Origin of the sequence: Paracoccus amoyensis, assembly GCF_014490725.1 — a bacterium.
Lineage (GTDB): Bacteria > Pseudomonadota > Alphaproteobacteria > Rhodobacterales > Rhodobacteraceae > Paracoccus > Paracoccus amoyensis.
Map to the genome: position 1 here is coordinate 107,167 of NZ_JACOQL010000001.1, position 26,725 is coordinate 133,891.

Annotated in this window: 25 protein-coding genes and 2 tRNA genes; 11 read left to right on the forward strand and 16 right to left on the reverse strand. The window is 59.3% G+C overall.

What is annotated here, in order from left to right; all coding sequences use genetic code 11:
* Nucleotides 1-394: 394 nt before the first annotated feature.
* Nucleotides 395-2,674 (reverse strand): NADP-dependent malic enzyme, encoded by a 2,280-nt coding sequence (locus H4P12_RS00555; protein WP_187791655.1) that lies wholly within the window; start codon nucleotides 2,672-2,674, stop codon nucleotides 395-397.
* Between the two features lie 106 nt (nucleotides 2,675-2,780).
* Between H4P12_RS00555 and H4P12_RS00560 the strand changes: the two genes are divergently transcribed.
* The 6 genes from H4P12_RS00560 (at nucleotide 2,781) to H4P12_RS00585 (ending at nucleotide 8,289) form a co-directional block, all read left to right on the forward strand.
* Nucleotides 2,781-3,194: a cytidine deaminase gene (locus H4P12_RS00560; protein WP_343069762.1), complete on the forward strand. Its 414-nt coding sequence runs from the start codon at nucleotides 2,781-2,783 to the stop codon at nucleotides 3,192-3,194.
* The gene (locus H4P12_RS00565; RefSeq protein WP_187791656.1) at nucleotides 3,191-4,471 is read left to right on the forward strand and encodes a thymidine phosphorylase; all 1,281 of its coding nucleotides are present in this window, start codon (nucleotides 3,191-3,193) and stop codon (nucleotides 4,469-4,471) included. The genes H4P12_RS00560 and H4P12_RS00565 overlap by 4 nt, the downstream gene beginning before the upstream one ends.
* A gap of 9 nt (nucleotides 4,472-4,480) precedes the next feature.
* Nucleotides 4,481-5,668: a phosphopentomutase gene (locus tag H4P12_RS00570; RefSeq protein WP_187791657.1), complete on the forward strand. Its 1,188-nt coding sequence runs from the start codon at nucleotides 4,481-4,483 to the stop codon at nucleotides 5,666-5,668.
* The gene (locus H4P12_RS00575; RefSeq protein ID WP_187791658.1) at nucleotides 5,665-6,624 is read left to right on the forward strand and encodes an adenosine deaminase; all 960 of its coding nucleotides are present in this window, start codon (nucleotides 5,665-5,667) and stop codon (nucleotides 6,622-6,624) included. The genes H4P12_RS00570 and H4P12_RS00575 overlap by 4 nt, the downstream gene beginning before the upstream one ends.
* Complete coding sequence (gene upp / locus H4P12_RS00580; protein WP_187791659.1) at nucleotides 6,621-7,256, forward strand: uracil phosphoribosyltransferase; 636 nt, start codon at nucleotides 6,621-6,623, stop codon at nucleotides 7,254-7,256. The genes H4P12_RS00575 and upp overlap by 4 nt, the downstream gene beginning before the upstream one ends.
* 67 nt (nucleotides 7,257-7,323) lie before the next feature.
* Nucleotides 7,324-8,289, forward strand: coding sequence for an SPOR domain-containing protein (locus tag H4P12_RS00585; protein WP_187791660.1), 966 nt, complete (start codon nucleotides 7,324-7,326; stop codon nucleotides 8,287-8,289).
* Between the two features lie 65 nt (nucleotides 8,290-8,354).
* Here H4P12_RS00585 and H4P12_RS00590 read toward each other — a convergent pair whose 3' ends face one another.
* Both H4P12_RS00590 and tyrS read right to left on the reverse strand, forming a co-directional pair.
* A complete protein-coding gene (locus H4P12_RS00590) occupies nucleotides 8,355-8,507 on the reverse strand; it encodes a hypothetical protein (RefSeq protein WP_187791661.1) in 153 nt (50 codons plus the stop codon).
* A gap of 126 nt (nucleotides 8,508-8,633) precedes the next feature.
* Nucleotides 8,634-9,878, reverse strand: coding sequence for a tyrosine--tRNA ligase (gene tyrS, locus H4P12_RS00595; RefSeq protein ID WP_187791662.1), 1,245 nt, complete (start codon nucleotides 9,876-9,878; stop codon nucleotides 8,634-8,636).
* Between the two features lie 56 nt (nucleotides 9,879-9,934).
* On the opposite strand from tyrS, the gene H4P12_RS00600 reads away from it, so the two are divergent.
* From H4P12_RS00600 to H4P12_RS00610, 3 genes are all read left to right on the forward strand, one after another.
* Entirely contained in the window at nucleotides 9,935-11,035 is a 1,101-nt protein-coding gene (locus H4P12_RS00600; RefSeq protein WP_187791663.1) for an anhydro-N-acetylmuramic acid kinase, read from the forward strand.
* A 127-nt stretch (nucleotides 11,036-11,162) separates the two neighbouring features.
* Nucleotides 11,163-11,239 (forward strand) — tRNA-Asp (locus H4P12_RS00605).
* A gap of 27 nt (nucleotides 11,240-11,266) precedes the next feature.
* Nucleotides 11,267-11,343, forward strand: a tRNA-Asp gene (locus H4P12_RS00610).
* Between the two features lie 147 nt (nucleotides 11,344-11,490).
* On the opposite strand, the gene H4P12_RS00615 is transcribed toward H4P12_RS00610, so the two are convergent.
* A complete protein-coding gene (locus H4P12_RS00615; RefSeq protein ID WP_187791664.1) occupies nucleotides 11,491-11,958 on the reverse strand; it encodes a DUF1203 domain-containing protein in 468 nt (155 codons plus the stop codon).
* Between the two features lie 101 nt (nucleotides 11,959-12,059).
* Here H4P12_RS00615 and H4P12_RS00620 point away from each other — a divergent pair, with 101 nt between their 5' ends.
* On the forward strand, nucleotides 12,060-13,325 hold the full coding sequence (locus tag H4P12_RS00620; RefSeq protein WP_187791665.1) for a glutamate-5-semialdehyde dehydrogenase: 1,266 nt from the start codon (nucleotides 12,060-12,062) through the stop codon (nucleotides 13,323-13,325).
* Here the strand turns inward: H4P12_RS00620 and H4P12_RS00625 are convergent.
* The 10 genes from H4P12_RS00625 to H4P12_RS00670 form a co-directional block, all read right to left on the reverse strand.
* Nucleotides 13,322-14,860 (reverse strand): PhnE/PtxC family ABC transporter permease, encoded by a 1,539-nt coding sequence (locus H4P12_RS00625; RefSeq protein WP_187791666.1) that lies wholly within the window; start codon nucleotides 14,858-14,860, stop codon nucleotides 13,322-13,324. The two genes, H4P12_RS00620 and H4P12_RS00625, sit on opposite strands and share 4 nt — an antisense overlap.
* Complete coding sequence (locus H4P12_RS00630) at nucleotides 14,841-15,503, reverse strand: ATP-binding cassette domain-containing protein (RefSeq protein ID WP_187791667.1); 663 nt, start codon at nucleotides 15,501-15,503, stop codon at nucleotides 14,841-14,843. The genes H4P12_RS00625 and H4P12_RS00630 overlap by 20 nt, the downstream gene beginning before the upstream one ends.
* 4 nt (nucleotides 15,504-15,507) lie before the next feature.
* On the reverse strand, nucleotides 15,508-16,401 hold the full coding sequence (locus tag H4P12_RS00635) for a putative selenate ABC transporter substrate-binding protein (protein ID WP_187792429.1): 894 nt from the start codon (nucleotides 16,399-16,401) through the stop codon (nucleotides 15,508-15,510).
* Nucleotides 16,402-16,570: 169 nt separating this feature from the next.
* A complete protein-coding gene (locus H4P12_RS00640; RefSeq protein ID WP_187791668.1) occupies nucleotides 16,571-17,626 on the reverse strand; it encodes a Gfo/Idh/MocA family protein in 1,056 nt (351 codons plus the stop codon).
* The gene (locus H4P12_RS00645; RefSeq protein ID WP_187791669.1) at nucleotides 17,626-18,411 is read right to left on the reverse strand and encodes a ThuA domain-containing protein; all 786 of its coding nucleotides are present in this window, start codon (nucleotides 18,409-18,411) and stop codon (nucleotides 17,626-17,628) included. Before H4P12_RS00645 ends, H4P12_RS00640 begins: the two co-directional genes overlap by 1 nt.
* A 78-nt stretch (nucleotides 18,412-18,489) precedes the next feature.
* Complete coding sequence (locus tag H4P12_RS00650; RefSeq protein WP_187791670.1) at nucleotides 18,490-19,497, reverse strand: ABC transporter ATP-binding protein; 1,008 nt, start codon at nucleotides 19,495-19,497, stop codon at nucleotides 18,490-18,492.
* A gap of 4 nt (nucleotides 19,498-19,501) precedes the next feature.
* Nucleotides 19,502-20,335, reverse strand: a complete 834-nt coding sequence (locus H4P12_RS00655; RefSeq protein WP_187791671.1) for a carbohydrate ABC transporter permease — start codon at nucleotides 20,333-20,335, stop codon at nucleotides 19,502-19,504.
* Nucleotides 20,335-21,294, reverse strand: coding sequence for a carbohydrate ABC transporter permease (locus H4P12_RS00660; RefSeq protein ID WP_187791672.1), 960 nt, complete (start codon nucleotides 21,292-21,294; stop codon nucleotides 20,335-20,337). The genes H4P12_RS00655 and H4P12_RS00660 overlap by 1 nt, the downstream gene beginning before the upstream one ends.
* 92 nt (nucleotides 21,295-21,386) lie before the next feature.
* A complete protein-coding gene (locus H4P12_RS00665) occupies nucleotides 21,387-22,652 on the reverse strand; it encodes an ABC transporter substrate-binding protein (protein ID WP_246448765.1) in 1,266 nt (421 codons plus the stop codon).
* Between the two features lie 166 nt (nucleotides 22,653-22,818).
* Nucleotides 22,819-23,847, reverse strand: coding sequence for a substrate-binding domain-containing protein (locus H4P12_RS00670; RefSeq protein ID WP_187791673.1), 1,029 nt, complete (start codon nucleotides 23,845-23,847; stop codon nucleotides 22,819-22,821).
* 323 nt (nucleotides 23,848-24,170) lie between these two features.
* Here H4P12_RS00670 and H4P12_RS18980 point away from each other — a divergent pair, with 323 nt between their 5' ends.
* Nucleotides 24,171-24,305: a hypothetical protein gene (locus tag H4P12_RS18980; protein WP_281390343.1), complete on the forward strand. Its 135-nt coding sequence runs from the start codon at nucleotides 24,171-24,173 to the stop codon at nucleotides 24,303-24,305.
* 224 nt (nucleotides 24,306-24,529) lie between these two features.
* Here the strand turns inward: H4P12_RS18980 and H4P12_RS00675 are convergent, their stop codons facing one another.
* Both H4P12_RS00675 and H4P12_RS00680 read right to left on the reverse strand, forming a co-directional pair.
* Nucleotides 24,530-25,972 carry an AMP-binding protein gene (locus H4P12_RS00675; RefSeq protein ID WP_187791674.1) on the reverse strand — a complete coding sequence of 481 codons (1,443 nt, stop codon included), beginning with the start codon at nucleotides 25,970-25,972 and terminating at the stop codon, nucleotides 24,530-24,532.
* Nucleotides 25,965-26,621, reverse strand: coding sequence for a hypothetical protein (locus H4P12_RS00680; protein WP_187791675.1), 657 nt, complete (start codon nucleotides 26,619-26,621; stop codon nucleotides 25,965-25,967). The genes H4P12_RS00675 and H4P12_RS00680 overlap by 8 nt, the downstream gene beginning before the upstream one ends.
* Nucleotides 26,622-26,725: the final 104 nt, after the last annotated feature.

Below are 26,725 nucleotides of genomic sequence, written 5' to 3' on the forward strand. Positions count from 1 at the left end.
GCGGCCTCCAGCTTGTCACAGGGTTTTTCTTTTAGGGCCGAGATCGGAACTTGCGCAAGATCATTGCGTCAATTGTCGGATATTTGCGCAATCGTGTTAAAGAAACGCGAAAAACTTTCCTGAAAAGGCAGGCTGATCGCATTTGATGTTACGTGAGCAGTTTTCAGGCCGGTGCCGTTCTTGATTGAGGAGCAAGGATCTTGGCACTTTTTAGCAGCATTTTCAGTAGCATCGTGAGTGAGCGGAACCAGAACATCATTTCGGGCGGCCCGATATATACCTTCGGCTCTACCACATCGCCTGAGCGGCGGCGCGATCACCGCAGATATGCACGCGACCCCTGCATCCGGCGGATGCAAGGGTCAGCTCGGCGGTCTTCGGGCCGCCGATTTGCCTATTCGTAATGCGAGACCGGGGTGCCTGCAATCGCGCTCATGTTCAGCAGACCGCGTGTCGTGATCGAGGGGGTGACGATATGGGCGCGGTTGCCCATGCCCATCAGGATCGGCCCGACCTCCAGCCCGTTGGCACGCATCTTCAGCGCGTTTCGCACGCCAGATGCAGCATCCGTGCCTGCAAAGACCAGCACATTGGCCACGCCTTCCAGACGCGAGCCGGGGAAGATGCGTTCGCGCAAGGCAGGGTCCAGCGCCGCATCGACATGCATTTCGCCGTCATACATGAAATCGACGCCTTGCTGATCCAGCAACGCCATCGCATCGCGCATCTTGCGCCCGGTATAGGTATCCAGATTGCCGAATTGCGAATGGGCGCAAAGCGCGATTTTCGGCATGACGCCAAAGCGCCTGACATGACGCGCTGCGCCGATAACGGTTTCCATGACCTGCAAGGGTGTCGGATCATTGTGACATTGGGTATCCGCGATGAACAGCGGGCCGTCTTCCATGATGATCATGGACAGCGCGCCGACCGGGTGCAGGCCATCGCGGGCCAGAATTTCGCGAACATAGCGCAGGTGCCACGCATATTGGCCAAATGTGCCGCAGATCAGGCTGTCGGCTTCGCCGCGATGCACCATGACGGATGCAATTGCCGTCGTATTCGTGCGCATGATGGCGCGGGCGATGTCGGGGCTGACGCCCTGACGCGCCATCAACTGATGATAGGTTTCCCAGTAATCGCGATAGCGCGGATCGTTTTCCGGGTTCACGATTTCAAAGTCACGTTCGGGGCGGATCGGCAGACCCGCACGTTCTGCCCGCACGGCGATCACGTCAGGACGCCCGATCAGGATCGGCGCGTCGGTCGTTTCTTCCAGCATCGCGTTGGCAGCGCGCAGGACACGCTCATCCTCGCCCTCGGCAAAGACGATGCGACGTTCGACGGTCGCGGCTGCCTCGAATACCGGGCGCATGATCATCGCGGAACGGAACACCGAACCGTCAAGGGTGCGCTTGTAGGCATCGACATCGGGCAGCGGACGCGTCGCCACGCCCGAGGCCATCGCCGCACGCGCCACAGCCGATGACACGACGCCCATCAGGCGCGGGTCAAAGGGCTTCGGGATCAGGTATTCCGCCCCGAAAGTCAGCGTTTCGCCGCGATAGGCGGCGGCGGCCTCGGCCGCAGTCGTTGCGCGGGCAAGGGCTGCGATGCCTTCGATACAGGCCAGTTCCATCTCATCATTGATGGTCGTCGCGCCAACATCCAGCGCGCCCCGGAAGATGAAGGGGAAGCACAGGACGTTGTTCACCTGATTGGGAAAGTCGCTGCGCCCCGTGGCGATGATTGCGTCGGGTTTTACCGCGCGTGCATCATCGGGCAGGATTTCAGGCGTGGGGTTGGCCAGCGCGAAAATGATGGGCCGATCCGTCATTTTGGCAACCATGTCCGGTGTCAGGACGCCCGGTCCCGACAGGCCAAGGAACAGATCCGCGCCGTCGATCACGTCATCCAGCGTGCGCAGATCCGTTTCCTGCGCATAGGCGGCTTTCTGGGCTGTCATATCCTCGTGCCGGCCTTTGTAGACCAGACCGTGAATATCGCAGAGCCAGACGTTTTCGCGTTTGACGCCCAGTTTCAGCAACATGTCCAGACAGGCAATGCCGGCCGCGCCACCGCCGGTCGAGACGACCTTGATATCCTCGAACTTCTTGTTCGCGACATGCAGCGCATTGGTTGCCGCCGCACCAACCACGATGGCCGTGCCATGCTGATCGTCGTGAAAGACCGGAATGTTCATCCGTTCACGGCAAAGCTTTTCAACGATAAAGCATTCCGGTGCCTTGATGTCTTCAAGGTTGATGGCGCCGAAAGTCGGTTCTAACGCGCAGACGATATCGGCCAGCTTTTCGGGATCGGCTTCGTTCACCTCGATATCGAAACAGTCGATATTGGCGAATTTCTTGAACAGGACTGCCTTGCCTTCCATCACCGGCTTCGATGCCAGCGCCCCGATATTGCCAAGGCCCAGAACCGCCGTTCCGTTGCTGACCACCGCAACCAGATTGCCGCGCGTGGTAAAGCGTGCCGCATTCGCCGGGTCTGCCTTGATTTCCAGGCAGGCTTCGGCGACGCCGGGCGAGTAGGCCCGGCTTAGGTCGCGACCATTTGCCATTGGCTTTGTTGCCCGGATTTCCAACTTACCCGGTTTCGGAAATTCGTGATAATCCAGTGCGGCCTGCTTGGCGCTGTCCTGCCTGCGGTCTTCCATAATCTGCCCCTCCGCTTCCTTAGTTCAGCGTTAAACCATTTCGGCGACGGGGAACAGGCGGGTTCGGCTTGCGTTGAAGCGGGCCAAGGCGCAAAACTGCATCAACATCACGGGGAGAATAGCTTTGTCACTTCTGGATACCGCCCGCGAGGTCCGCGAGGCTGCATATGCGCCTTATTCCAACTTCAAGGTCGGGGCCGCGATCCGGGGCGCGTCAGGCACTGTTTATCGCGGCTGCAATGTCGAAAATGTCGCCTACCCCGAGGGGACTTGCGCCGAGGCTGGCGCCATTGCTGCCATGGTTGCGTCAGGTGAAACCAGACTGACCGAGGTTGTCGTGATCGCAGATTCGCCAACGCCCGTGCCGCCATGTGGGGGGTGCCGTCAGAAGCTGGCCGAATTTGGCGACGATGGCACACCCGTCACTTTGGCCACGACGGGCGGTCAGATTTTGCAGACCACGATCGGCCAGCTTTTGCCGGGACGGTTCGGCAATGACCACATGAGCAACGCCGGATGAGCGATCCGCGACAAGTCATCGCCTCGGTGCGCGACGGGCGGGGGGTTGACGGACCGGGTGCCGCCTTGATGGCGCAAGGTCTGGCCGATGGCGGGGTCAGCGATGCGCAGGCTGCGGCCTTTGCCATGGCAATCCTGCTGCGCGGTGTCGGCGATGATGGCCGCATCGCGCTGACCCGTGCAATGCGTGATTCCGGCCAGGTGCTGCAATGGGATTTACCCGGTGCTGTGGTTGACAAACACTCGACCGGCGGAATTGGCGATACGGTCAGTCTGGTTCTGGCCCCGCTGCTGGCGGCCTGCGGTGTCTTCGTGCCGATGATTTCCGGGCGCGGGTTGGGTCATACCGGCGGGACATTGGACAAGTTAGAGGCGATTCCGGGTTACAATTGTGATCTGACCGAAGAACAGTTCCGCGAGGTCGTGCGGCAAGTCGGTTGTGCCATCGTTTCGGCAACCGGCGATCTGGCCCCGGCGGACCGGCGTCTTTATGCGATCCGCGACGAATCCGGCACGGTTGAATCGATTGATCTGATCACCGCCTCGATCCTGTCGAAAAAGCTTGCAGCCGGGCTGGACGCGCTGGTTCTGGACGTGAAGGTCGGCTCGGGCGCCTTTATGCGCACGACCGAGGCGTCTGAAAAGCTGGCGCGGGCCTTGGTGACGACCGCCAACGGGGCAGGGTGCAGGACCGTCGCCCTGATCACCGATATGGATCAACCACTTGCCCGCAGCGCAGGCAACGCGCTGGAAGTGGCCGAAGCCATTGCCGTGCTGCAGGGCGGTTCGGGCGCGCTTCGCGACCTGACGCTGGCGCTGGCGCAGGAATGTCTGTCCGTCGCGGAGCAGAAACACGGTGATCTGGCCGCGATATTGGACAGCGGTCGCCCGGCCGAGATTTTCGGGCAGATGGTTGCAGCCCAGGGCGGCCCCACCGATCTGGTTGAAAATCCCGGGAATTATTTGCCCAAGGCGCATATCATTCGCCCGGTGCCTGCCCCCCAAGGCCACGTCGCAAAGATCGAGGTCACGGCACTTGGCCATGCCGTCGTCGCGCTTGGTGGCGGGCGCGTGCAGGCGGGCGAAAAGATCGACCCGACTGTCGGCCTGTCCGGTCTGGCCAAGCTGGGTGAAGCCGTTGGCCCTGACCGGCCGCTTGGCATGGTTCATGCCGCCGATGAAATTGCTGCCGATATCGCGATAGCTGCGGTGCAGGCGGCCTATAAACTGGGCGCTACCCCGCAACGTGGCCCATTGGTCCGCGCAAAAATTACCTGAGGAACAGATATGCCCTCTCCCCGAGCGTTTTTGATTGTCATGGACAGCGTCGGTATTGGCGGCGCGCCGGACGCAGGCGAATTCTTTAATCGCGACCTGCCCGATACTGGCGCGAATACAGTTGGCCATATCGCGCAGGCACGTCCGCTGTTGATGCCCAATCTGGACCGGCTTGGGCTTGGGGCCGCGGTCAGGCTCGCATCGGGGGAAGATGCGCCCGGCCTGGATGCCACGCCGCAGGGCCTGTGGGGGGCCGCGACGGAAATTTCGCCCGGCAAGGATACGCCATCAGGCCATTGGGAAATCGCCGGTGTTCCGGTCCCGTGGGAATGGCACTATTTCCCCGACACCGTGCCAACATTTCCCGATGAAATAACCCGCCGGATCTGCGAGCTGGCCGGAACGGATGGCATTCTGGCGAACAGCCATGCCTCGGGGACGCAGGTGATCGACGATTACGGGGTCGAGCATATCAGGACCGGTTGGCCGATCTGCTATACCTCGGTCGACAGCGTGTTACAGATCGCCGCGCATGAAGAGCATTTCGGTCTCAAGCGGCTGATTGACCTGTGTGAGGCGATTGCACCGATGCTGCATCAGATGAAGGTCGGGCGCGCCATTGCGCGTCCCTTCATCGGTGAAAAACCGGGCGAGTTTACCCGCACAGCCAACCGCCGCGATTTTGCGATTGCCCCACCCCAGGACACGATTCTGGACATCGCCAGCAATGCGGGGCGCGTGACCCACGCCATCGGCAAAATCGGCGATATCTTCAGCCATCGCGGCATCACCCATCTGCACAAGGGAAAATCCGACGCCGATCTGGGTGAACACCTGATCCGTCTTGGGAAAGAGGCTGATTCAGGCAGTCTGACATTCGCCAACTTCGTTGAATTTGATACGAATTTCGGCCATCGTCGTGATGTCGAGGGATATGCCGCGCAACTGGAATGGTTCGACGGTGTTGTTGGCCGCTTTCTTGAGACGCTGCGCCCCGGCGATCTGGCGATTTTCACCGCCGATCACGGCAACGACCCCAGTTGGAGCGGGACGGACCATACCCGCGAACGCGTGCCGGTCCTTGGATATGGTTTGGGCGCGCGTGCCGTTGGGCAGGTGGGCTACAGCGATATCGGAGCCTCGATCATGGCGCATCTGGGTCTGCCTGCAACCTATCGTGGAAAGTCGTTCCTGTGAAGAAAATCGAACTGCACCTGCATCTGGAAGGGGCGGCCCCGCCCGCCTTTATTCGCAGCATCGCCGCCGAAAAAAAGATCGACCTGACCGGCGTTTTCGACGAGCGGGGGGATTATTCCTATACCGATTTCGATGATTTCCTGCGGTGCTATGACGGCGCGACCAGCGTGCTGAAAACACCGCGCGATTACGCCCGCCTGCTGACCGAGGTGTTGGAGCGTAGCGCCGAAGAAGGCGTGATCTATACCGAACTTTTCGTCTCACCGGAATTCTGTGGAGAGGCCGATCTGTCCGCCTGGCGCGACTATCTGGCCGCGATGACCGAATCTGCTGCAGCCGGCCGCAAGAATGGCATCGACAGCCGTGCCATCGTGACCCCGTTGCGTCATCTGGGGCATGAGCGGGCCAAGAAAACCGCGATTTGTGCGGCTGAAACGGCGGGGGAATGGGTGACTGGTTTCGGGCTGGCAGGCCAGGAAACCAACGGCAAAGCCACGGATTATATGTGGAGTTTCGATTGCGCCCGTGAAGCTGGGCTGGGCCTGACCTGTCATGCGGGGGAATGGGTTGGACCAGAAAGCGTGCGTCAGGCGCTGGATCTGGGGGTGACCCGGATCGGCCATGGTGTCCGTGCCGTCGAAGATCCCGCGCTGGTTGCCGAACTGGTGCGACGGGACATCACGTTAGAGGTCAATCCCGGTTCAAATATCGCACTCGGAGTTTACCCCGACTGGGCCAGCCACCCAATTGCGCGGCTGGCGGATGCGGGTGTGCGGGTGACGGTGTCGACCGACGACCCGCCCTTTTTCCACACGACCTTGCGTCAGGAATATGATCGGCTTGCGGAAACCTTTGGCTGGGGCGATACCGAGTTTACCCAGATAAATCGCTGGGCCGTCGATGCCGCCTTTTGTGACAAGGCCACTCGCGACCGGCTGAGAAAGGAGTTCCCGTGACCAAGCAGCACCTGACCATCATCGACCACCCGCTGGTTCAGCACAAGCTGACGATCATGCGAAAAAAGGATGTCTCGACCGCGGGGTTCCGGCGTTTGTTGCGCGAAATCAGCCTGTTGCTGGCCTACGAAGTCACGCGAGAGCTGGAGGTGACCACCACCCGCATCGAAACCCCGATGCAGGAAATGGAAGCACCGACCTTGGAAGGCAAGAAACTGGCGTTGATTTCGATTCTGCGTGCCGGGAACGGCCTGTTGGACGGAATTCTGGAACTGATTCCCTCGGCTCGGGTCGGTTTTGTGGGGCTGTATCGTGATCCTGAAACCCTGCAACCGGTTGAGTATTATTGCAAGGTTCCGGGCGAATTGGACGTGCGCATGACCATCGTGGTGGATCCGATGCTGGCCACGGGAAATTCGTCGGTCGCGGCGATTGACATGCTCAAGGCGCGCGGCGCGAAAAACCTGCGCTTTCTGTGCCTTCTGGCGGCGCCAGAGGGCGTGCGGCGCATGCAGGAAGCCCATCCCGACGTGCCGATCTTTACGGCGGCTTTGGATGAAGGTCTGGACGACCACGGCTATATCGTTCCGGGTCTGGGGGATGCCGGCGACCGGATGTTCGGCACGAAATAAGCCATTAACCTGCGTTTCAACATTCTGTCTTATCCCTGTGATCTGACAGATGATTCGAAGGTGAATGATGCGGGGATGGATTGCGATTCTGGGGCTGGTCTTTTGGCCTTGGCTTGCATGGTCGCAGGATGTCCCCGATGGCTTTCGGGGTGCGCAATTCATTGATGCGTCAGGCTGCGTGTTTGCTCAGGAAAACGGTCGGTGGTCCGCCCGCCTGGATCGCGATGGCGAACAGATTTGTGGCTTTCCTCCGACAAGAATGACCGGTTCACATGATGAGCCGACGCCAAAAAACGCAGGAGAGCGGTTGCAAACTGCGCTGGCCGATGGGCTGCGGGACGGGGATTTGGCTGCGGACCGTCGCGGTCTGCAAGAACGTAATGCGCCGATGGTCGAGCCTGCTCAGACCGCCCTGCAGGACCGGGTGGCACAGCAGGTCAAAGCGGTCGAGGCTGTCAGAACCGCCGTCGCAGCGGCCAGCCCACGGTCCTCGCAACTTTGCGGGCAGTTGGGCTATGTGCCGACGGCGCAGCCCGATCCGATCATCGGCACCGATGTCACGCAGGGCCTGTGTCCGGGAATGCGTGCCCCCCTGCCAGAGGAACGACTGATCTCTCCGCCCGTCGTCCGGTTGACCGCGCCTGTGCAGCAAGACCTTGCGTCTTCGGCTGCGGTTCCTGACCGGCGCCCCCAGGAAGCAAGACCGGCGGAGCAAGCAAGGCCGGAAAAGACTGCCCCATCATCCGTCATCGCGCGGCGCCTGCACGTGGCCGACCCACGCCAACCCACGGTCGAGATGATCCCGGCGGGCGCGCGTTTTGTGCAGATCGGCTCATTCGTGGATGATCAGAACGCGACGATTGCGATTCGAAAACTGTCGCAGCTGGGCTATCGCGTGGCGCAAAACCACGTCCGGCAGGATTACCGGCAAGCGCGCGTAATCATGGCAGGACCTTTCGCGGATCGACAGACGCTGATCATGGCGCTGAACCATCTGCGGGCGGCAGGATACCCAAATGCCATTGCGCGCTAAGCTGGACTTGCACATAAAAAGGGGGCGAATACGCCCCCAGAAAATCTTGCTTCGATACTGGCTGCTTAGGCAGCGTAAAGGGCATCGTATTCGGTTTTCACTTCACGCGGAGCATCCTCGCGCGAGAAATAACCAAACATTTGCGCCAGAACAGCATCGGCCTCGGCCTGTGACTTGCGGTCGGCGATGCTCAGCGGTTTTTTCTGGTCTTGTGCCATCGTTCTGTTTCTCCGGGTCGAGTTGATGGTCCTCTCCCAACCCGGGGATTTAGAGTATGTCAGCCGTCTTTTCCAGTGCTGCGACGCAGCGTAAAGGTGCTGACAATGCTGCCATGCAGTATTCGCTTAGCCGATTTGAACCATGCGATGTTTCTTTTTGCCGACTGAAACTTTCAAGCCTTCGCCAATCAGTGCGGCATCAACAATCAGTTGCGGATCGGTTACGGCTTCGTTGTTCAGGCGCAGGCCACCCTCACTGATCAGACGCTTTGCCTCTTTTCCCGATGACGTGATCCCGGTTTGAACCAGCATTTGCGCCACGGAAAGGCCGCCATCAAGAGCCGCAGCGGGCAGGGTCGCGACTTCCAGATCGCCACCTGCGCCGCCTTGTTCAAAGACCTCGCGGGCCGTTGCTTCGGCACTTGCCGCAGCGTCGGCGCCGTGCAGCAAAGTTGTCACCTCATTGGCCAGGCGGATCTTGGCGTCGTTGATCTCGGATCCCTGCAGATTGCCCAGGCGTTCACACTCCTCGACCGGAAGCTCTGTATACAGTTTCAGGAAACGGCCGACATCGGCATCCGTCGTATTGCGCCAGAATTGCCAGAATTCATAGGGCGACAACATCTCGCCGTTCAGCCACACCGCGCCGCCCGCAGATTTGCCCATTTTGCGCCCGTCACTGGTGGTCAGCAAGGGCGACGTCAGCCCCCAGATCACCGTATCATCGACGCGGCGGGTCAGGTCGATCCCGTTGACGATATTGCCCCACTGATCGGATCCGCCCATTTGCAACTGACAGCCGTATCGGCGGTTAAGTTCAAGAAAATCATAGGCTTGCAGGATCATGTAGTTGAATTCCAGGAAAGACAGCGATTGTTCGCGGTCGAGCCGGGACTTTACCGATTCAAAGGACAGCATGCGGTTGACGCTGAAATGACGGCCGATATCACGCAGGAAGGTCAGATAGTTCAGATCGTCCAACCATTCGGCATTATTCAGCATCAGAGCCGCATCGTCACCGTAATTCAAGTAGCGCGCAAAGACCTGCTGCATCCCGTCGATATTGGCCTGAATCGCGGCATCATCCAGCAAGGGACGTTCGTCCGAGCGGAAAGACGGATCGCCCACCTTGGTCGTGCCGCCCCCCATCAGGGTGATCGGTCTGTTGCCGGTTTTCTGGAACCAGCGCAGCATCATGACATTCAGCAGGTGCCCGACATGCAGGCTGGCCGCCGTCGCATCATAGCCGATATAAGCCGTCACAGCCCCAGAAAGCAGGGTATTGTCCAGCGCTTCGAAATCGGTGCAATCGGCGACATAACCGCGTTCGATCATCACGCGCAGGAAATCGGACTTGGGCTGATAGGTCATGGGCTGTTTCCTTCTGGTCGTGGCGGATATACCGGCTGCGAAGGTGAAGGGAAAGCATGATGATTACCGCACTTGGGATGATGTCGGGAACGTCGCTTGATGGGGTCGATGCGGCGCTGATCAACACGGATGGCATGCGCATCGGCGGATTTGGCCGCAGCGGCTTTCGCGCCTATTCAGATAACGAAGGTGCAGTGCTGCACGGCGCACTTGGCCGCTGGCAGGGCGGGGATGGCGTCGCCGAGGCCGCCGAGATATCCGTTGCCAGTCACGCAGCGCTCGCGGTCGATTTCCCCGAGGCGCAGCTGATTGGATATCACGGTCAGACCCTGGCGCATGATCCGCAGGGCGCTGGTACACATCAGGCTGGAAGCGGCGCCGATCTTGCGCGCAGGGTGCGGCGTCCGGTGGTTTGGGATTTTCGCAGCGAAGATGTGCGGCAGGGTGGCGAAGGTGCGCCGCTGGCCCCGTTGTTTCATTGGGCCTGTGCGGAATGGGCCATCCAGCAGGATAAGTTGCCGCCCGAACCGGTAGCGTTTCTGAACCTTGGCGGCGTCGGCAACATCACCTGGGTCGATCCAACGATGGCTGCACCAGATGCTGCGGGCGCCTGTCTGGCCTTTGACACAGGCCCAGCCAACGCGCCGATCAATGATCTTGTCCGCACCCGCCTGCGCCAGAGCCGCGATAACAATGGCCTGCTGGCCGCAGCCGGGCGGGCGAACCCGGCGATCGTGACCGATTTTCTGGCGCATCCTTACTTTGAGAGGCAGCCGCCCAAATCGCTGGACCGCGACCAGTTCAGCGGTCTGGTTCATGCTGTCGCCACGCTGTCTGATGCAGATGCCGCTGCAACGCTGGTTGCGGCGCTGGCCCATTCTGTCGCTGCGGGATTTCGTTTCTTGCCCTCGACGCCCGCAACGGTTCTGGTCTGTGGCGGGGGGCGGCATAATCAGACGATCATGGCGGCGCTGCAGGCCGTATTGCCGTCACGGGTGGAGCCGGTCGAATCTGCCGGGCTTGACGGCGACATGTTGGAGGCGCAGGCCTTTGGATGGTTGGCCGTTCGCGTGCTGCGTGGATTGCCGACCTCTGGCCCGCTGACAACCGGCGTTCCTGCGCCCTGTTGTGGGGGTCGGATCAGCTATCCAAGGTAAATATCACGCATCGCGAATTTTCGCATCGCCGGGAACGATATTTTTGTAACGCGCCCTTGACGGGGACGCAGTGTCTGCGTAAACCGCCCCTCACCCCGGCGGGCGATCAGCCGGGAAAGGTGAGTGTGCGGTTGTAGCTCAGTTGGTTAGAGTACCGGCCTGTCACGCCGGGGGTCGCGGGTTCGAGCCCCGTCAACCGCGCCACTTACACCTTGTCGCCCAAAATATAGCGCGGTTGTAGCTCAGTTGGTTAGAGTACCGGCCTGTCACGCCGGGGGTCGCGGGTTCGAGCCCCGTCAACCGCGCCATTTCTTCTTTTTCAGACTGGTTTTCGATCCATGACCATCTTTGGCCCATGATCGATTATGTCTTGTGATGCAAATTGCGTCCCGCGATGAGCCGGGGGGCTTTCTGCCCCCCGCACCCCCCGAGGATATTTCCCGACCCAAGCAGGATCAGGCGCGCCTGACCAGGCAGAGAAAGCAATTATTGCTGGCTGATCTGACGTGAACGAAAGCGATTTCCGTGTTTTCGAGCAGGTCGTGACAGATCAGCGGAATGTCGACTGTGTTTACGATTTGCCCGCTACCATAGATGATACGTTCGTCCGCCGAATAGCCGCGAACGATATAATGCGCGGCGGTCAGGATTTTATCGGGAAATACTGAGCTTGCGGCCGGACAATCGTCGGCGCAAAGAAAAATCGGTCCGGTTTCCGTATATGGGTTCAGCCCCTTGAACGGACGATACGCGAGAAGCAGATAAGGTTTGCCTGCCGGGACTTGTTGCAAGCAATGTCGGCAGGGTGTGCCGGTGCCGCTGGATGCTGCCTGATATTCGGGCGAAAGTCCGAAGGCGTCTGGCTTGCCTTGACGATAGAGGCGGGCGATGTCGGTGGGGATTGCGGCGAAGCGGATGTTCATTTGGGACTCCTGTTTGAACGTGATTAAGGCTATGCAAAGACCCGGCCCGCAGGGGCCGTCAGATCGGGCGTCACATTCACAACGGCGCCAAGGAGGTTGGCATGAAGGATGAGATCGAGGCGCAGGGCCTGATCATCCAGATGGGCGAAGCGGCACGCGCAGCAGCGATTGAGCTTGCGCAGGCAACAGCGGATCGCAAACACGCCGCGCTGATTGGCGCGGCCCATGAAATCCGGAATCGTGTGCCGGAAATCCTTGAAGCCAACGAAAAAGATATGGAGTTCGGTCGGCAGAAGGGTCTGTCCGATGCCATGTTGGATCGTCTGAAGTTGGACGAAGACCGCCTGCGCGGCATCGAAGATGGTTTGCGCGCGGTAGCCGAACAGCGCGACCCGGTGGGCGAGGTCGTCACCGAATGGGATCGTCCGAATGGATTGCATATCCAACGTGTGCGTACGCCGATCGGGGTTATCGGTGTGGTTTATGAAAGCCGTCCGAATGTTACTGCCGATGCAGGTGCGTTGGCGTTGAAGTCGGGGAATGCCGTGATTTTGCGTGGCGGGTCGGAAAGCCTGCACAGTTCCAAGGCGATCCATGCCTGTATGGTCGAAGGTTTGCGTCAGGCGAAACTGCCCGAGGCGTCGATCCAGTTGGTGCCGACGCGTGACCGCGCGGCAGTGACCGCGATGTTGCAGGCACAGGGCTTGATCGACGTGATTATCCCTCGTGGTGGGAAGGGGCTGGTCGGGTTGGTGCAGCGCGAGGCGAGGGTGCCGGTTTTTGCGCATCTGGAGGGGATCTGTCATGTCTATGTCGATGCAGACGCCGATCCTGAAAAGGCGCGTCGCGTGGTGCTGAATGCCAAGACACGGCGCACAGGAATTTGTGGGTCAGCGGAATGTTTGCTGATCGACCGGGCATTCTATGACAAGAACGGCCCGACGATCATTGACCATCTGCTGTCGGCAGGGGTCGAGGTTCGCGCGGATGGTGATCTGGCGAATGTTCCCGGCACCGTTGTGGCGCAGCCCGATGACTTCGGGCGCGAGTTTCTGGACATGATCATTGCGGCCAAGCTGGTGGAAGGTGTGGATCAGGCAATTGCGCATATTCGCCGCTATGGCAGCCAGCACACGGAATCAATTCTGACGGAAAATGATGCGACTGCGGACCGGTTCTTCCGTGGTCTGGACAGTGCGATCCTGATGCGCAATGCCTCGACCCAATTCGCTGATGGCGGGGAATTCGGGATGGGCGCGGAAATCGGCATCGCCACCGGCAAGATGCATGCCCGTGGCCCGGTCGGAGCCGAGCAACTGACCAGTTTCAAGTATCTGGTCACCGGCGACGGAGCGATCCGCAGCTAGCAGCGGTTCGTGCTGGCGTGGCTGGACAATCCGTCCAGCCCAAGCGAGGTGCGGCATCGTTTCGAGATCACGTCGATCACCATGGTGACGATCATCGTGACCAATAGCAGGAATATTGCCCGGTCGGTTCGCAATTCCTGAATCGCGGTGCCGATATAATATCCCATGGTGGACACGCCCAGCAGGCCCAAAATGGCGGATTCTCGGACGATGATTTCCCAGCGATAAAAGCACAGGGCCAGAAAATTTCCATAGATACGCGGCAACACTTCCCACGCGTAAAGGTTTATGCCTTTCGGCGCATCGGGGCGCAGATCCTTGGAAAGGTGCCGGGATTGGTGACCCATCAGATGGGCGATGATGGCCCCGTTATGCAGACCAAGCGCGAGGATCGCGGGCAGCATCGAGGGACCAAAGATCTGGAGCAGGACATAAGCCAGCATATATTCTGGCGTCGAACGTCCTATGACCAGACCGATATGACCGGCCCATGCGCCCGCTCGGCCAACGATCAAGGGCAGGATCAGCGGAAAGCCGATCAGTGCCACGATGCCAGCCAGAACCAGCGCCAATTGCGCAACGATCATGGTGGCAGCCAGGCCGGGCAGCGCCTGATCGAAGGTCAGCATGTGCAACCACTCGCCAAAGCGCTGCCACGTTTCCGTTTGCGACAGATCGCCGTTGCGCAATGGTGCCGGCACGATGTCGTAGGTCAGAAACCGTCTTAGCATTCCAGCGGCCATCGGGGGCGTCTGAAGCGATGCCAGAAAGCCGATGGAAGCCAGAAGGTAAAGCGGCGCAAGCGGCCAGCGCATCCACAGGCGCATGGTGGCGATCAGCAGGTAATAGATGATCAGCACAGCCGCGACCGCGCCATACATCCCCTGTTTGAAGAAGGTATCAAGCTGAAAGCCCAATGTCGGCAGTCCGACAAAACCCAGAACCGCGCTGGAGCGGAGCGCACATTCCAGCCGGTAAAGCGTATAGGTGCCGAATTCTTGCAGCACCAAGGGCAATCTGGCATAGGAAAAGGCCGAAATCACGTCGGTGCGCGCAGGTATGGAACGGACGGGGCGGGGGTCGGCCTCGTCCAGATACTCGGAAAAGACCTTGGCAAAGATGCCCGCATAAGGAATGGCGATTGCCAGAATACCGGTTGTCGCGGACAGCCCGGTGATCTGCATCAACAGGATTGCCCAGAACAGTTCGTGGATCGAACGGATCGCCACGCAGAACAGTCTGATGGGCAGGATGTGATAGAGGGGCGTCAACAAAAATCCCGCGCCCGCACCGACCGCCACGCCACAGATGGCAAAGGCGACGGTCAGGGCGGCGGTATAGCTTAGATATCCGATGGCCGCAAAATCCGGTGACAGCAGCCCCGTCGCCATGCGGCCCAATTCGGCCCAGGGATCATGGCCCGCGACGTTCAGATCCGCGACAGGCAGCAACGCAATGGCCAGAAACAGAAAGGCCAGCGCGATGCTGATGCGTGGACGCAAGCCCGCGCCCGCCTCAGCGGTGATAGAGGGCATCAAGCGCGTCATCCGAAACCTCTGCGGCGGGCCTGTCGATGATCAGCCGCCCATTCTTGATACCGACGATGCGGGTCGCAATCTGTCGTGTCAGGGCGATGTCGTGCAGCGCCAGCAGCATCGTTTCAAATCGGTCTGCCAGCGTCTGGATCAGCTGCGCGGCGTGGCGTTCATCGACGGCCGATACCGGCTCATCGCCGATCAGGATATGACCACCTCGATGGATCGCGCGGGCCAGCGCCGTCCGCTGTTTCTGCCCCCCCGACAGTGAGACGACGGGTTTGCGTGCCATCCCCGCAAGGCCGACATCTTGCAAGACCTGATCCACCCGGTTTCGTTGTGATGCCAGCGGCCAGATCAGGTTCAGCAGGTTATAGGCCGCGCTGTGCTGATCAAGACGACCCATATAGGTGTTGTGAAATACCGAAAGCTGCGGCACCAGGCCGTTCTCCTGGGGCACAAGGGCGACATTGCCGGGCATCTGGGTGACAAGCCGCGCATAGGCCGCGTTCAGCAACGTGCTTTTGCCGCTGCCACTGCGACCCAGCAAGACGACACGCTCGCCCGGGCGCAGATGGAAATCCACGTCCGACAACACGACGGTCTTGCCATAGGCAAGCGTTTCGCCATCCAGATGCAGCATTGCCTCAGTCCAGCAGGCCCAGTTCGCGGGCCGTTTCGACAATCGGCACATACGCCTCGTTCGAGGTTTCGACAAATGCCTTGCGCGGAAAGGATGACAGCAAGTCGGGATCATCCATCCCGATCAGCGCAGCCTTGACCTTTTCAGTGAAGCCCTCGCCATAGCGGGCATCGACATCGCCGCGAATGGTCCAGTTGTAGTCAGGGTAGGGCGGCGTTTGCCAGATGGCACGTGTCGTTTCGACCTCGGACAGCCCTTGCGCCACGGCATCGTCATAGACGGTATAGTTCAGGGCGCCGATCTGATAGGCGCCGGTTGAAACCAGTCGCAGAGTCTGGGCGTGATCGCCCGAGAAGCCCACTTTCGAGAAAAATTCATCGGGGGCCTCACCTGTTTCCTTGCGGATATAGTAGTCTGGAAACAGGCGACCCGAGGTCGAGGTCTGCGCACCAAAGGTAAAGCTCATCCCCTTGGCGGCCATTGGAAAGGCATCGCTTTTTTCCAGACCCGTGCTTTCATTGGCGATGAAATAGGACACAAAGGCCATGTCTTCATCGCCCTGCGCAATTGCCTGCGAGCCGGGCACGGCAAGCTGCGCCTGCACACCGGTCAGGCCGCCAAACCAGCCAAGCTGGATCTGGTCATTGCGGAATGCCACAACCGATGCCGCGTAATCCTTGACCGGGACATATTCGACCGGAACGCCAAGCTGTTCTTCCAGATAATCGGCGACGCCGGAAAACCGCTGCATCAGCTTGGTCGCATCGTCGTCAGGGATTGCCGAGAAATAGAGTGTGGGGGCCGTATCCTGCGCATCAGCCCGGCTCGCCCCAAGCAGACCAATGGTTGCCGTTGCCAAAGCCAGCGCGAAAGCGGCGAAGTGGAAGGGGGTAGCCATGCCGACACTTACCTTGCCAGACGTGGTCCGTTTCATCTTGTCCATCCTGTCCATGAAATCCGTGCCGTTGAAATGACGGCATGACAACCTTAGACAAGGTGAAAATCGGACACAATGAATTGCGACAAAGTTGGCGGCGCCAGAAGGAGTGGCGCCACCATCATGCCCCTCAAACGGACAGTAACAGACCGTTCTGGTGGGCGGATTCCTCGGCGCGATCCAGCAGGCGTTGCAACGCCGCCCCGCGGGCAAAGTCAGGATCTGCCGCGCCTTCGCCACGAATGGCGGCGATGAAGCGGGGATAGATCGGCTCGACCTCGGGGGTCTCGATCTCGTGCCATTCGGCGGTTTGCAGGTCCGCTTCCAGACTGGCGCGCAGGCGGCTGACACGGTTTTCGAAATAAACCTCCAACCCGCCTTTGTCGCCATGGATGCTAAGCCGCAGGTCGTTCAGGTGGCCGCTGGCAAAGCGGGTCGCCGAAACAGTGCCCAAAGCGCCATTTTCCAGCACAAGCTGCATCGTGGCCGAGTCGTTGGCATCCAGCGTGTAGTCACCGATCTTGCCGCCCGGTGCCTTGTCAAAGGTCTTTAGCAAGCAGGACACCTGCGTCGCATCCTCGCCCGCGATAAAGGTCGCGAAATCAAGGATATGGATGCCGACATCGCCCAGAACGCCCTTTGATCCATGCGCGGTCGACAGACGCCACAGCCACTGGCTTTCCGTGCTCCATTCGCCCCAAGCGGGCTGAGTCAGCCAGCTTTGCAGATAGGAGGCCTCGAAATAACGGACCCGGCCGATATCGCCTGCGCGGACCATCTGGGCGGCCATCTGCAGGGCAGGGACATTGCGATAAGACAGGTTCACCATGTTGACGACGCCTGCCTTGGCAGCGGCGGCGGCCATTTCCTCGGCATGGTCGGCCCGCGTCGCCAAGGGCTTTTCGCACAGCACATGCTTGCCCGCCGCCAAGAGTGGCATGGTCGTCGGGTAATGCGCGGCATCCGGTGTCACGTTGGTGACGGCATCGAATTGGCCCCAGGCCAAAGCCTCATCCAGCGTGGCAAAGCCGTTCGGGATATTGTGGGCCTCGCAGAAGGCGGCCAATTGTTCGGGGCGTGTATCCACGCCCGCAACCAGTTCGACGCCGGGGATCTGGGCGAAACCTTCGGCATGGTTTTTCGCCATGCCGCCGGTGCCAAGGATCAACAAACGGATCGGTTTCATCAGCGATAACCTGCTTCGCCGGCCTGATGCAGACGCGGGCCGCGTTCTTCGATCGGCTCCAACGCCTCGGTCACCGGAACGTTCGGGGCAGCATTCGGGTCGGCCAGACGCGGGGCGGGATTATAAGCCCATTTCGCCGCGTTCAGCAGCACGCGCTGCACGTTGTCGTTGTGATAGGTTGGATAGGTTTCGTGGCCGGGGCGGAAATAGAACACATTGCCCGCGCCGCGCTTGTAGGTCAGGCCGGACCGGAAAGCTTCACCACCCGAGAACCAGCTGAGGAAAACGGTTTCCAGCGGCTCTGGCACGCCAAAGGGTTCGCCATACATTTCCTCGTTTTCCAACTCGAAATGATCCGGCAGACCGGCAGCGATCGGATGATTGCGAGAGGTCAGCCAAAGACGCTCACGCTCACCGGCTTCGCGCCATGTCAGGTTGCAGGGCGTGCCCATCAACCGCTTGAACGGTTTCGAGAAATGGGCGGAATGCAGGAAAACCATGCCCATACCCGACCAGACGGCATTGCAGACGCGTTCGACGATGGCGTCGCTGACCTGCCCGTGCGCCTTGTGACCCCACCAGAACAGAACATCCGTTTTGGCCAGTTTTTCTTCGGTCAGGCCATGGTCCGCTTCTTGCAGGGTCGCGGTTGTCGCGGTTATGCCCGGATCTGCGTTCAGGGCATTGGCAATCGTGCCATGAATCGCATCGGGATAAACCGAAGCGACAATCTTGTTTTCCTGCTCGTGGACGTTTTCGTTCCACACAGTCACGCGAATGGTCATCTTGCACTCCTGTTTCGTGCCCGCGGAGTTGGTCCGCGGGTTTTTTACGGTGGTTAGGTAAATCGCTGCTTGTGGAGGTCAGCGAATAGGGGCGTCGTTGTGATCGAAGCGATGCAGTTTTTCGGGGCGCGGCTGCAACGAGACCTGGCTGCCAAGCGCGATCTTCAGCTTGCCCGGCTGACGCACGATAAGGGGTTCATCCGCGCCGATCTCGACGAACAGGAAGTTGTCCGAGCCAAGATCTTCGGCATGAAGAACCTCGCCGCTCCATTCGCCCTGACCCTCTGCAACGACGTTGATATGTTCGGGACGGATACCCAATGTCTTGCAGCCTTTCGCCTCGGCGAACTTTCCGGTGAGAAAGTTCATTTTCGGGCTGCCGATAAAACCGGCAACGAACAATGAGTTCGGCCGCTCGTAAAGCTCGGCCGGGGTGCCGACCTGTTCCAGCAGGCCGTCGCGCAGAACCGCAATCCGGTCGGCAAGGGTCATCGCCTCGACCTGATCGTGCGTCACATAGATCATGGTCGTGTCTTCCATGCTGTGATGCAGCTTGGCGATTTCCAGACGTGTTGCGACACGCAGGCCCGCATCCAGGTTCGACAGGGGTTCGTCGAACAGGAACACGCGCGGATCGCGAACAAGGGCACGACCAATGGCGACGCGCTGACGCTGACCACCGGAAAGCTGCTTGGGCAGGCGATCCAACAGGTGGTCGATCTGCAGCATCTTTGCGGCTTCACGAACGCGGCGGTCGATTTCCGCCTTTTCCGCCTTGGCCAGCTTCATCCCGAAGGCCATGTTGTCATAGACCTTCATGTGCGGATACAGCGCGTAGCTTTGGAACACCATCGCAATGCCGCGATCGGATGGAACGAGGTTGTTGACCAGTTGGTCGTCGAACCGCATCTCACCCGAGGTGATGTCTTCCAGACCCGAAATCAGGCGCAGAAGGGTAGATTTGCCGCTGCCCGACGGGCCGACAAAAACCATGAACTCACCTTTTCTGATATCAAGGTCTACGCCCTTGATAACATCGACGGCACCATAGGATTTCTTGACGTTCTTCAGTTCAATTCTGGCCATGGGTTCAGCCTTTCACGCCGCCAGCGGTCAGGCCCGCTACGATCTTGCGTTGGAAAATAAGGACGAGGACGATCAGCGGAACGGTCACGATGACCGAGGCCGCCATGATCGGACCCCACGGAATTTCTTGCGCGGAAGCGCCCGACAGCATGGCAATGGCCACCGGCACCGTTCGCTGGGATTCCGAGCTGGTAAAGGTCAGCGCAAACAGGAATTCGTTCCAGGCCCCGATAAAGGCCAGCAGGCCCGTTGTCACCAATGCCGGCCACAAAAGCGGCAGGAATACTTGGGTAATGATGACCCACGGGCTTGCGCCATCAACGATTGCCGCCTCTTCGATCTCGACCGGCAGATCACGCATAAAGGTGGTCAACACCCAAACGGTGAAGGGCAGGGTGAAAATCGTGTAGGACAGGATCATCGCCCAAGGCGTGTTGAAGATGCCAAGGAAGCGCACCAGTTCGAACAGACCCGCCAGAACGGCAATCTGCGGAAACATCGATACAGCCAGAATTGTCATCAGAAGCAGGCCCCGCCCACGGAACCGAACCCGCGCCAGCGCATAGGACGCCGTCACAGCCAGAAACAGGGAAAAGCCCACCGTGCAGCCCGCAATGAACAGCGAGTTCATGATCGAGCGCGGGAAATTCCGGCCGCCCAGAACTGCTTCATAATTGGCCCAGTTGAACGCCTTTGGCCAGTAATTGACCTGAAACAGCTGTGATCCCGTCGAGAAGCTGGTCACGATGGCGTAATAGAACGGAAAGACCGCAAAGACGACAATCACGATGACCAGAGCATAGAACGCTATGTTCTTCAGAAGCTTATGCTGTTGCATCAGTCACGCCCCCCTGAAAGATCGACGCGGCCAATCCAGATATACAGGCTGACGAAGACTGCGATGATGGCGAACAGCAATGTCGACTGCGCGGCGCCATAGGCGAATTTGTCAAAGTCGATCATGTTTTCGCGGCTGATGACCGACATCGTTTTTGTCGCCGAGGAATTTGGCGTCAGCACATAGACAAGGTCAAAGATCCGCAGCGCGTCCAGCAGACGGAAGATCACTGCGACCATCAGTGCCGGCTTGATCAAGGGCAGGGTGACTTTGAAGAACACCTTGACCGGGTTGATGCCGTCGATGCGCGCCGCTTCGTAAATGTCACGCGGCACCATTTGCAGACCGGCAAGGATCAGCAGCGCCATGAAGGGCGTCGTTTTCCAGACATCCACGATCAGCACAGCCGTCATGGCCGTTTCCGGGCTGGCGGTCCAGGCGATCTTCTGGTCGATCAGGCCGAGGTTTAGCAGGATATCGTTGATGATCCCGAACTGGTCATTCAGCATCCAACCCCACATTTTCGCGGAAACGATGGTCGGAATGGCCCAGGGGATCAGGATGGCGGCGCGAACAATGCTGCGCCCCTTGAATTCGGCGTTCATCACCAGTGCGACGATCAGGCCGAAGATGGTTTCGAAAAAGACCGATGCGAACGAGAAGCGGACCGTGTTCCAGACCGCGTTCCACCAGTCGGGATCAACCAGCGTGCCGCGATAGACGGTGCGCCCCGAAGACAGCTCGCGCACTTGCAGATAATTGCCGAAACCGATCCACTCTGCGTCATACAGGTTCGACAGCGTGGCGTCGGTCATGGAGAACCAGATTGTGCGCAGCAGCGGCCATGCGGCCACAAAAAACAGCGCAACCAGCATCGGTGCCAGAAACCAGAACGCTGCCCTTTGTCTGCGTTGCTGCAGACTGGGACCGCTGGCTTGGGCCATAACTTGGTCGGTCATTGAAAAATCTCCTCGACATGGCCCGGTGGGGCCGATGACGGTCGGGCGCGAGGAACGCCCAACCGAATGCGCAGAGATGTCAGCGCGTCAGATTACCACGCCGACCCCTTGACGTCCTCAAGGTCCAGCTCAAGCAGTTCAAGGTTTTCGGCGGCAGTGCCGTTGCCCGACAATGTTTCGTGCACGGCTGACCAGAACTTGGCCGAAACTTCGTTATACTTGCCCTTGGTCGGGGCGGAAGGACGCGGAACCGCGCTTTCGAACACTTCTTTCCAGCGCGGGATCAGCGGAACCTTTTCTGCAATTTCAGCATCTTCATACAGGGCAGATATGCTGGGCAGGTGGCCACTTTCCAAGGCACGGAACTTCTGGCCTTCTGCGCTGGACAGGAACAGCGCAAGGCTGATCGCCGCGTCCTGATTGTCCGAGTATTTGGACACGGCGACGTTCCAGCCGCCCAGCGTGGCCGCCGAACCCTCCCCGCCCGAAGGCAGCGGAGCCACGTCGAACTTGCCCTTCACCGCACTGTCGTCGCCTGAGGACAAGGCATAGGCATAGGGCCAGTTGCGCATGAAGACCGCATTGCCGGTCTGCCAGACGCCGCGGGATTCTTCTTCCTGATAGGACAGGACGCCGGGCGGGCTGATGCTTCCGACCCAGCTTGCCGCAGTATCAATGGCTTTTGCGGCATTTTCATTGTTGATCGAAATGGTGCCATCCGCTTCGACGATCTGACCGCCGCCAAATGACTTGACCCATTCCAGCGCGTCGCAGGTCAGGCCTTCATAGGCGTTGCCTTGCCAGACATAACCCCAAAGATCATTGGCGCCCGCCGCGCGTTCTCCGTCCTGGATTTCCTGCGCGGTTGCGGCCAGTTCTTCCCATGTGGTCGGAACTTCCTTGCCGTATTTTTCCAACAGATCCTTGCGATAATACAGTGCCGGCGCATCGGTATACAGCGGCATCGCAACCAGTTTGCCATCGACAGTCTGGCTTTCGATGATCGATGGGAAGTGCTGTGGCAGGACGTCTTTTGCAGCCTCGGTCAGGTCGACGAAATGATCAGCCAACTGCGGTGCCCAGATCACGTCGGTCTGATACAGGTCGATATCGGTGGTGCCCGCCGCCAGCCACAGGCGATACTGGGCGAACTGATCCGAGGTCGAAGCCGGCATCGTCACGATCTTGACCGTGTGGCCGGTTTGCTCTTCCCAGGGCTTGACCATCTCTTCAAGGACTTGAACGGCATTGCCGACCGCGCCGATGACATAGCTGACCTCATCAGCCCAGGCCGATCCACCCAGAATGGTGCTCATCGCCAAGGCGGACAGACCTGTCTTGAATAGTTTGGTAGTCATATCTGGCATTCCCTCCCAGTATTGCCTGATCATCTCTGACAGGCATTCTCCCCTTGATCCGTCTTGTGCGGATCACTCAGTCAATCTTTAGACGCCCCCGAAACGTTTCGGTTTTGTTAGCGCGAACATCTGAACTGGTCAATGAATATTCTCGCAGAGGGTGAGTTTACTGGCAAGGGGCCGCCGTCGACTGCCGCAGGATGGTGCGATACGGCCCAACTACCTGTAATTCTGACAGTGGCGCGCCGGAAATTGCCCCCTCAAGACAGGCCGCCAAGGGCTTCCAGCTGTCGCGCATCGGGGCGTCCGTGACACTAAGAGCGGGGTAAAAAGCCTCTGTTTGTATTTGTGCAATATGATCATCATGCGCAAAAACCGATACATCGCGCGGGATGGAAAGACCCAGGGCATTCAGCGCCTGATAGACCCCCTTGGCGATGCGGACGCTGCCACAGATAATCGCTGTCGGACGTGGTTCGGGGCCCGAAAAAAGATCGACGGTTGAAATCAAACCAAAGGATTCCGTCATCGCGCCGGACCGAATAATCGCCTCGGACGGATCGATTCGCGAATCGACAAGCGCATGCCGATAACCACAGCTTCGCGCTTCGGCATAGGTTCGATCTTCGATTCCGTTCAGCAATACGATACGGCGATGGCCCAAAGCCGACAGATGGCGCGTGATGCCGCGAAAAATCTTTTCATTATCAATATCAAAATAGGCATGTTTGGGGTTGGGGCCGATCCTGCCATGGACGACAAAGGGCACTTTGGCTTTGGACAGAAATGCGGCCCGTCGATCATCTTCGCGTGGGTCGATCAACACGAAGCCGTCAATGGCGCCGTTTCCGACCAGACGTTTGTAGACGGGAATGATCGGTTCTTCCGGTTGCGTGACATGCAGAACGAACTGCATGTCACGCAAGGAAAATTCAGTGGAAAGGCCTGAAACCACCTCGATAAACAGGCCGTCCGATGCCAGATCCTTCGTGCGTGGAACGACCAGCCCGACCAGTCCGGACCTGCCGGAAACCAGCTTGCGTGCCGACAGATTCGGCCGGTATTGCAGCGTCAGCGCGATTTCTTTGACGCGTTCACGTGTGGCGGCGCTGACATCCGAATGATCGTTCAGTGCCCGACTGGTTTGCGTAATCGACAGCCCGGCTTTTTTCGCGACATCCTTCAGCGTTGTCATCAGATTTGACCTCCTCCGCTATACCGAAACCTTTCGGTTCTCTGCTTGTATCGCAGTTTCGGGACGAGGGAAGCCAGTTTCAGCAAGGGGGTTTCAGCGCCCGCCTTTTCTGCAGCGCCAGTCCGCGAACCATCAATCACGACCGAACCTGCGCGTCGAACGGGGATCATCCAGTCAGAGTGAGATGTTCGCGATCGCCCTGACGTCGGGACGAGTGCCGCCTGTCACAATCGCCATCTTGCCTGAACGTCGAAGGGGCGAATTGCCTTATGGTGAGGAGGTCGTCCCGCTGAGCGCTGTCCATTGGCTCATATTCATCAATCATGAGCATAAGAACCAGAGATCTGGGGGAACTGGCGGCGTTTGTCGTCCTTGATGACATGGACCTGACCATCGCCGCTGCTTTGGACGGGGTTGGCGTCGCTTATCCCGTTGAACAATATGGACGGCAACAATGAGAGACCGGGCAGTTGGTCAGCGTGCTAGAGGACTATTGCCCCCCTTATCCGGGTTTCTTCCTGTATCACCCCAGTCGAGGGCAAATGCCGACGGCCTCGCGTGCCTTGGTGGATATTCTGCGTGGCAGCGCCGGATGAACTGAAAAGCATTTCGGGCCAAGCTGAACTTCTGACAGTTGCCTTCCCGCGTCATTCGCGCATGAATGCCGGCGTGAAATCCATTTCTAGCGGGTTTTCGCAAGATGCTTGGCCAGGACCCTCGCCAGTGCCTTGCGGTCAATCTTGGATGCGTGCCGCCGGTCCATTGGGATGCGGGTCATGTGATGCAGGTGATGAATGCCAAGCGTCTGCGCATTTTCCTGCCAGATAGCGAATGCGGTGCGATCTCCTTCGATCACCAGAACGGGCTTGGTCGCCATGTACATCAACGCGCATTGCTGAACACCCGGCCATTGATGGGCCGCAACTTCGATCACGAAGGGGTAGACCTGCCCTTCGGCGATCGTCACCTGGGTGCCGGTTCGGCCCCATAACCACAAGCGTCCCTGACTGTCCAAACGACCCGCATCGCCTGTCCGATGCCAAATTGTTTCGTCGACCCGGATTTTGTTCTGGGCGTTGTCGGCAGGGTCAAGATAGCCTTCGTTGACATGCGGTCCCGCGCCCTGAATTTCATCATTCATGATGCGCAGCTGCAAACCCGCGACCGGGGGGCCTGCCAGCAGACCAGCCCCTGCCAGCATGGCCTGATGATCGTCGGCGGTCACCGTGGCGGTGTCCAGAATTGCGATAGGCTCTGCCTCGGTCGAGCCATAGACACAGGTGACGTTCAGGCGGGGATTGGTCGTCTGAAGGCGGGCAATCATATCGGGAAACACGGGGCCGCCTCCGGTAAAGATGCTGTGCAGGCGGGGGGGCAGGGCAATTCCCCCAAGCTTTTGACATAACGATGGCGGCAGCAGTGCACGGGTCGCGCCTTGTCGTGCGATCCAGTTGTGCAGTTGCTCGGGGGTAAGTTCTGCCAGATTGCTCATCTTCCAGTCTGGCAGGATTGATGTCCGTCCGGCGGCCAGATTCAGCAGCGCAAAGACCGGAAAGGCAACCAGATCGCGTTCGTCTGACGCACTGTCCAGCAGCGGTGCCAGTGCCTTGTGCTGTGCCAAAAGAAAGCCATGACTTCGCGGAATTGCCTTGGGCTTGCCCGAACTACCCGAGGTGAATGATATCAGGGCGATATCGGTTTTCGATGTCACAACCGGGACAAATGCCCCCCTGGTGTCGGTAAGACGTAACTGACGCGTCAGCCACAGTCGCGGCAGAAGCATGCGCAAGACCCGATAGCCGCCCGACGCGCAAAACGCCGTAACGCCCGCCGTGTGGACCGCGTGCCGAACCCCGGCGATGCCCATTGCCGGTTCCGGCAGAACCACTGTCGCGCCCAATGACCACAATGCCGCAAGGCTGGCATAGAGATCGCTGCCCAAGGGCATCGCCATCAGAACGCGATCTCCTGCACCGATGCCTTGCCTTTGCCATGCGGCGGCAAGGCTGTTGATACGCGACATCAGGGCGGCAAAAGTGACCTTGCGGCCTTTGCCATCAATGATCGCCACACGGTCAGGGTGGCGATCCACCGTTTTGGCAAAAACGCCAAGCAGGCTATCCATTCAGCCTTAGCCCGAACAGGCCATAGCGGCGAAACACCTCGGCACCCTCAGCGGCGCTGCGCAATGCCGATAAGTTCTCATCATGGATCAGGGCGTGGATCGCCGTTTGAAAGCCACCTTTCGCAGCGGCCGTGTGGAAGGTGTGCGACAAATGCCGGCCAGCCCCCTTGGTCAGGCTGGCATAGGTTTTCAGAATGACGGATTTTGGGGTCTGCGCCTCGGCGTAGTTCGGGATTCCAAACAAAAAACCGGTCAATGCGCCATCAGGCTTGCGTGCGAACAGCACCAGATCTTTTCGGATCAAGGGCACAATCGGCATATACATCGCCATGAAAGCATTGCGTGTGATGGCCTTGTAGAACGGGTTGTTTGCAAAGGCTGCCGCCGACAGATCATAGACCTGTTGAAACATTCCCTCGGCATCTTTGCCGTCCCAGATCTCTATCTTGAATTCGTCTGTCCGCGTAGGCTGGGGCGCGCGCATTTGTTGCAACGGGACGCGGGCCGAGAAGTAGCTGCCGATCTGGCGAAACCCGGCCAGTTTGAATACGTCCAGTTCATGCGCCTGATTGGTCGGCTCCATCAGAAAGGGCGGGCTGCCATCGCTGTCAGTGACAAAACGATAGCTGTGCCACGTGTCCCCCTCCATCGGGCCGATTATTTGGCTGACGCCTTTTGTTCGGGCAAAGTCAATCGCTTGCGACAGGACGGCTTGTCCGGCCTTTGCGTTGCGGCTGCGAAATCCGCCCAAAG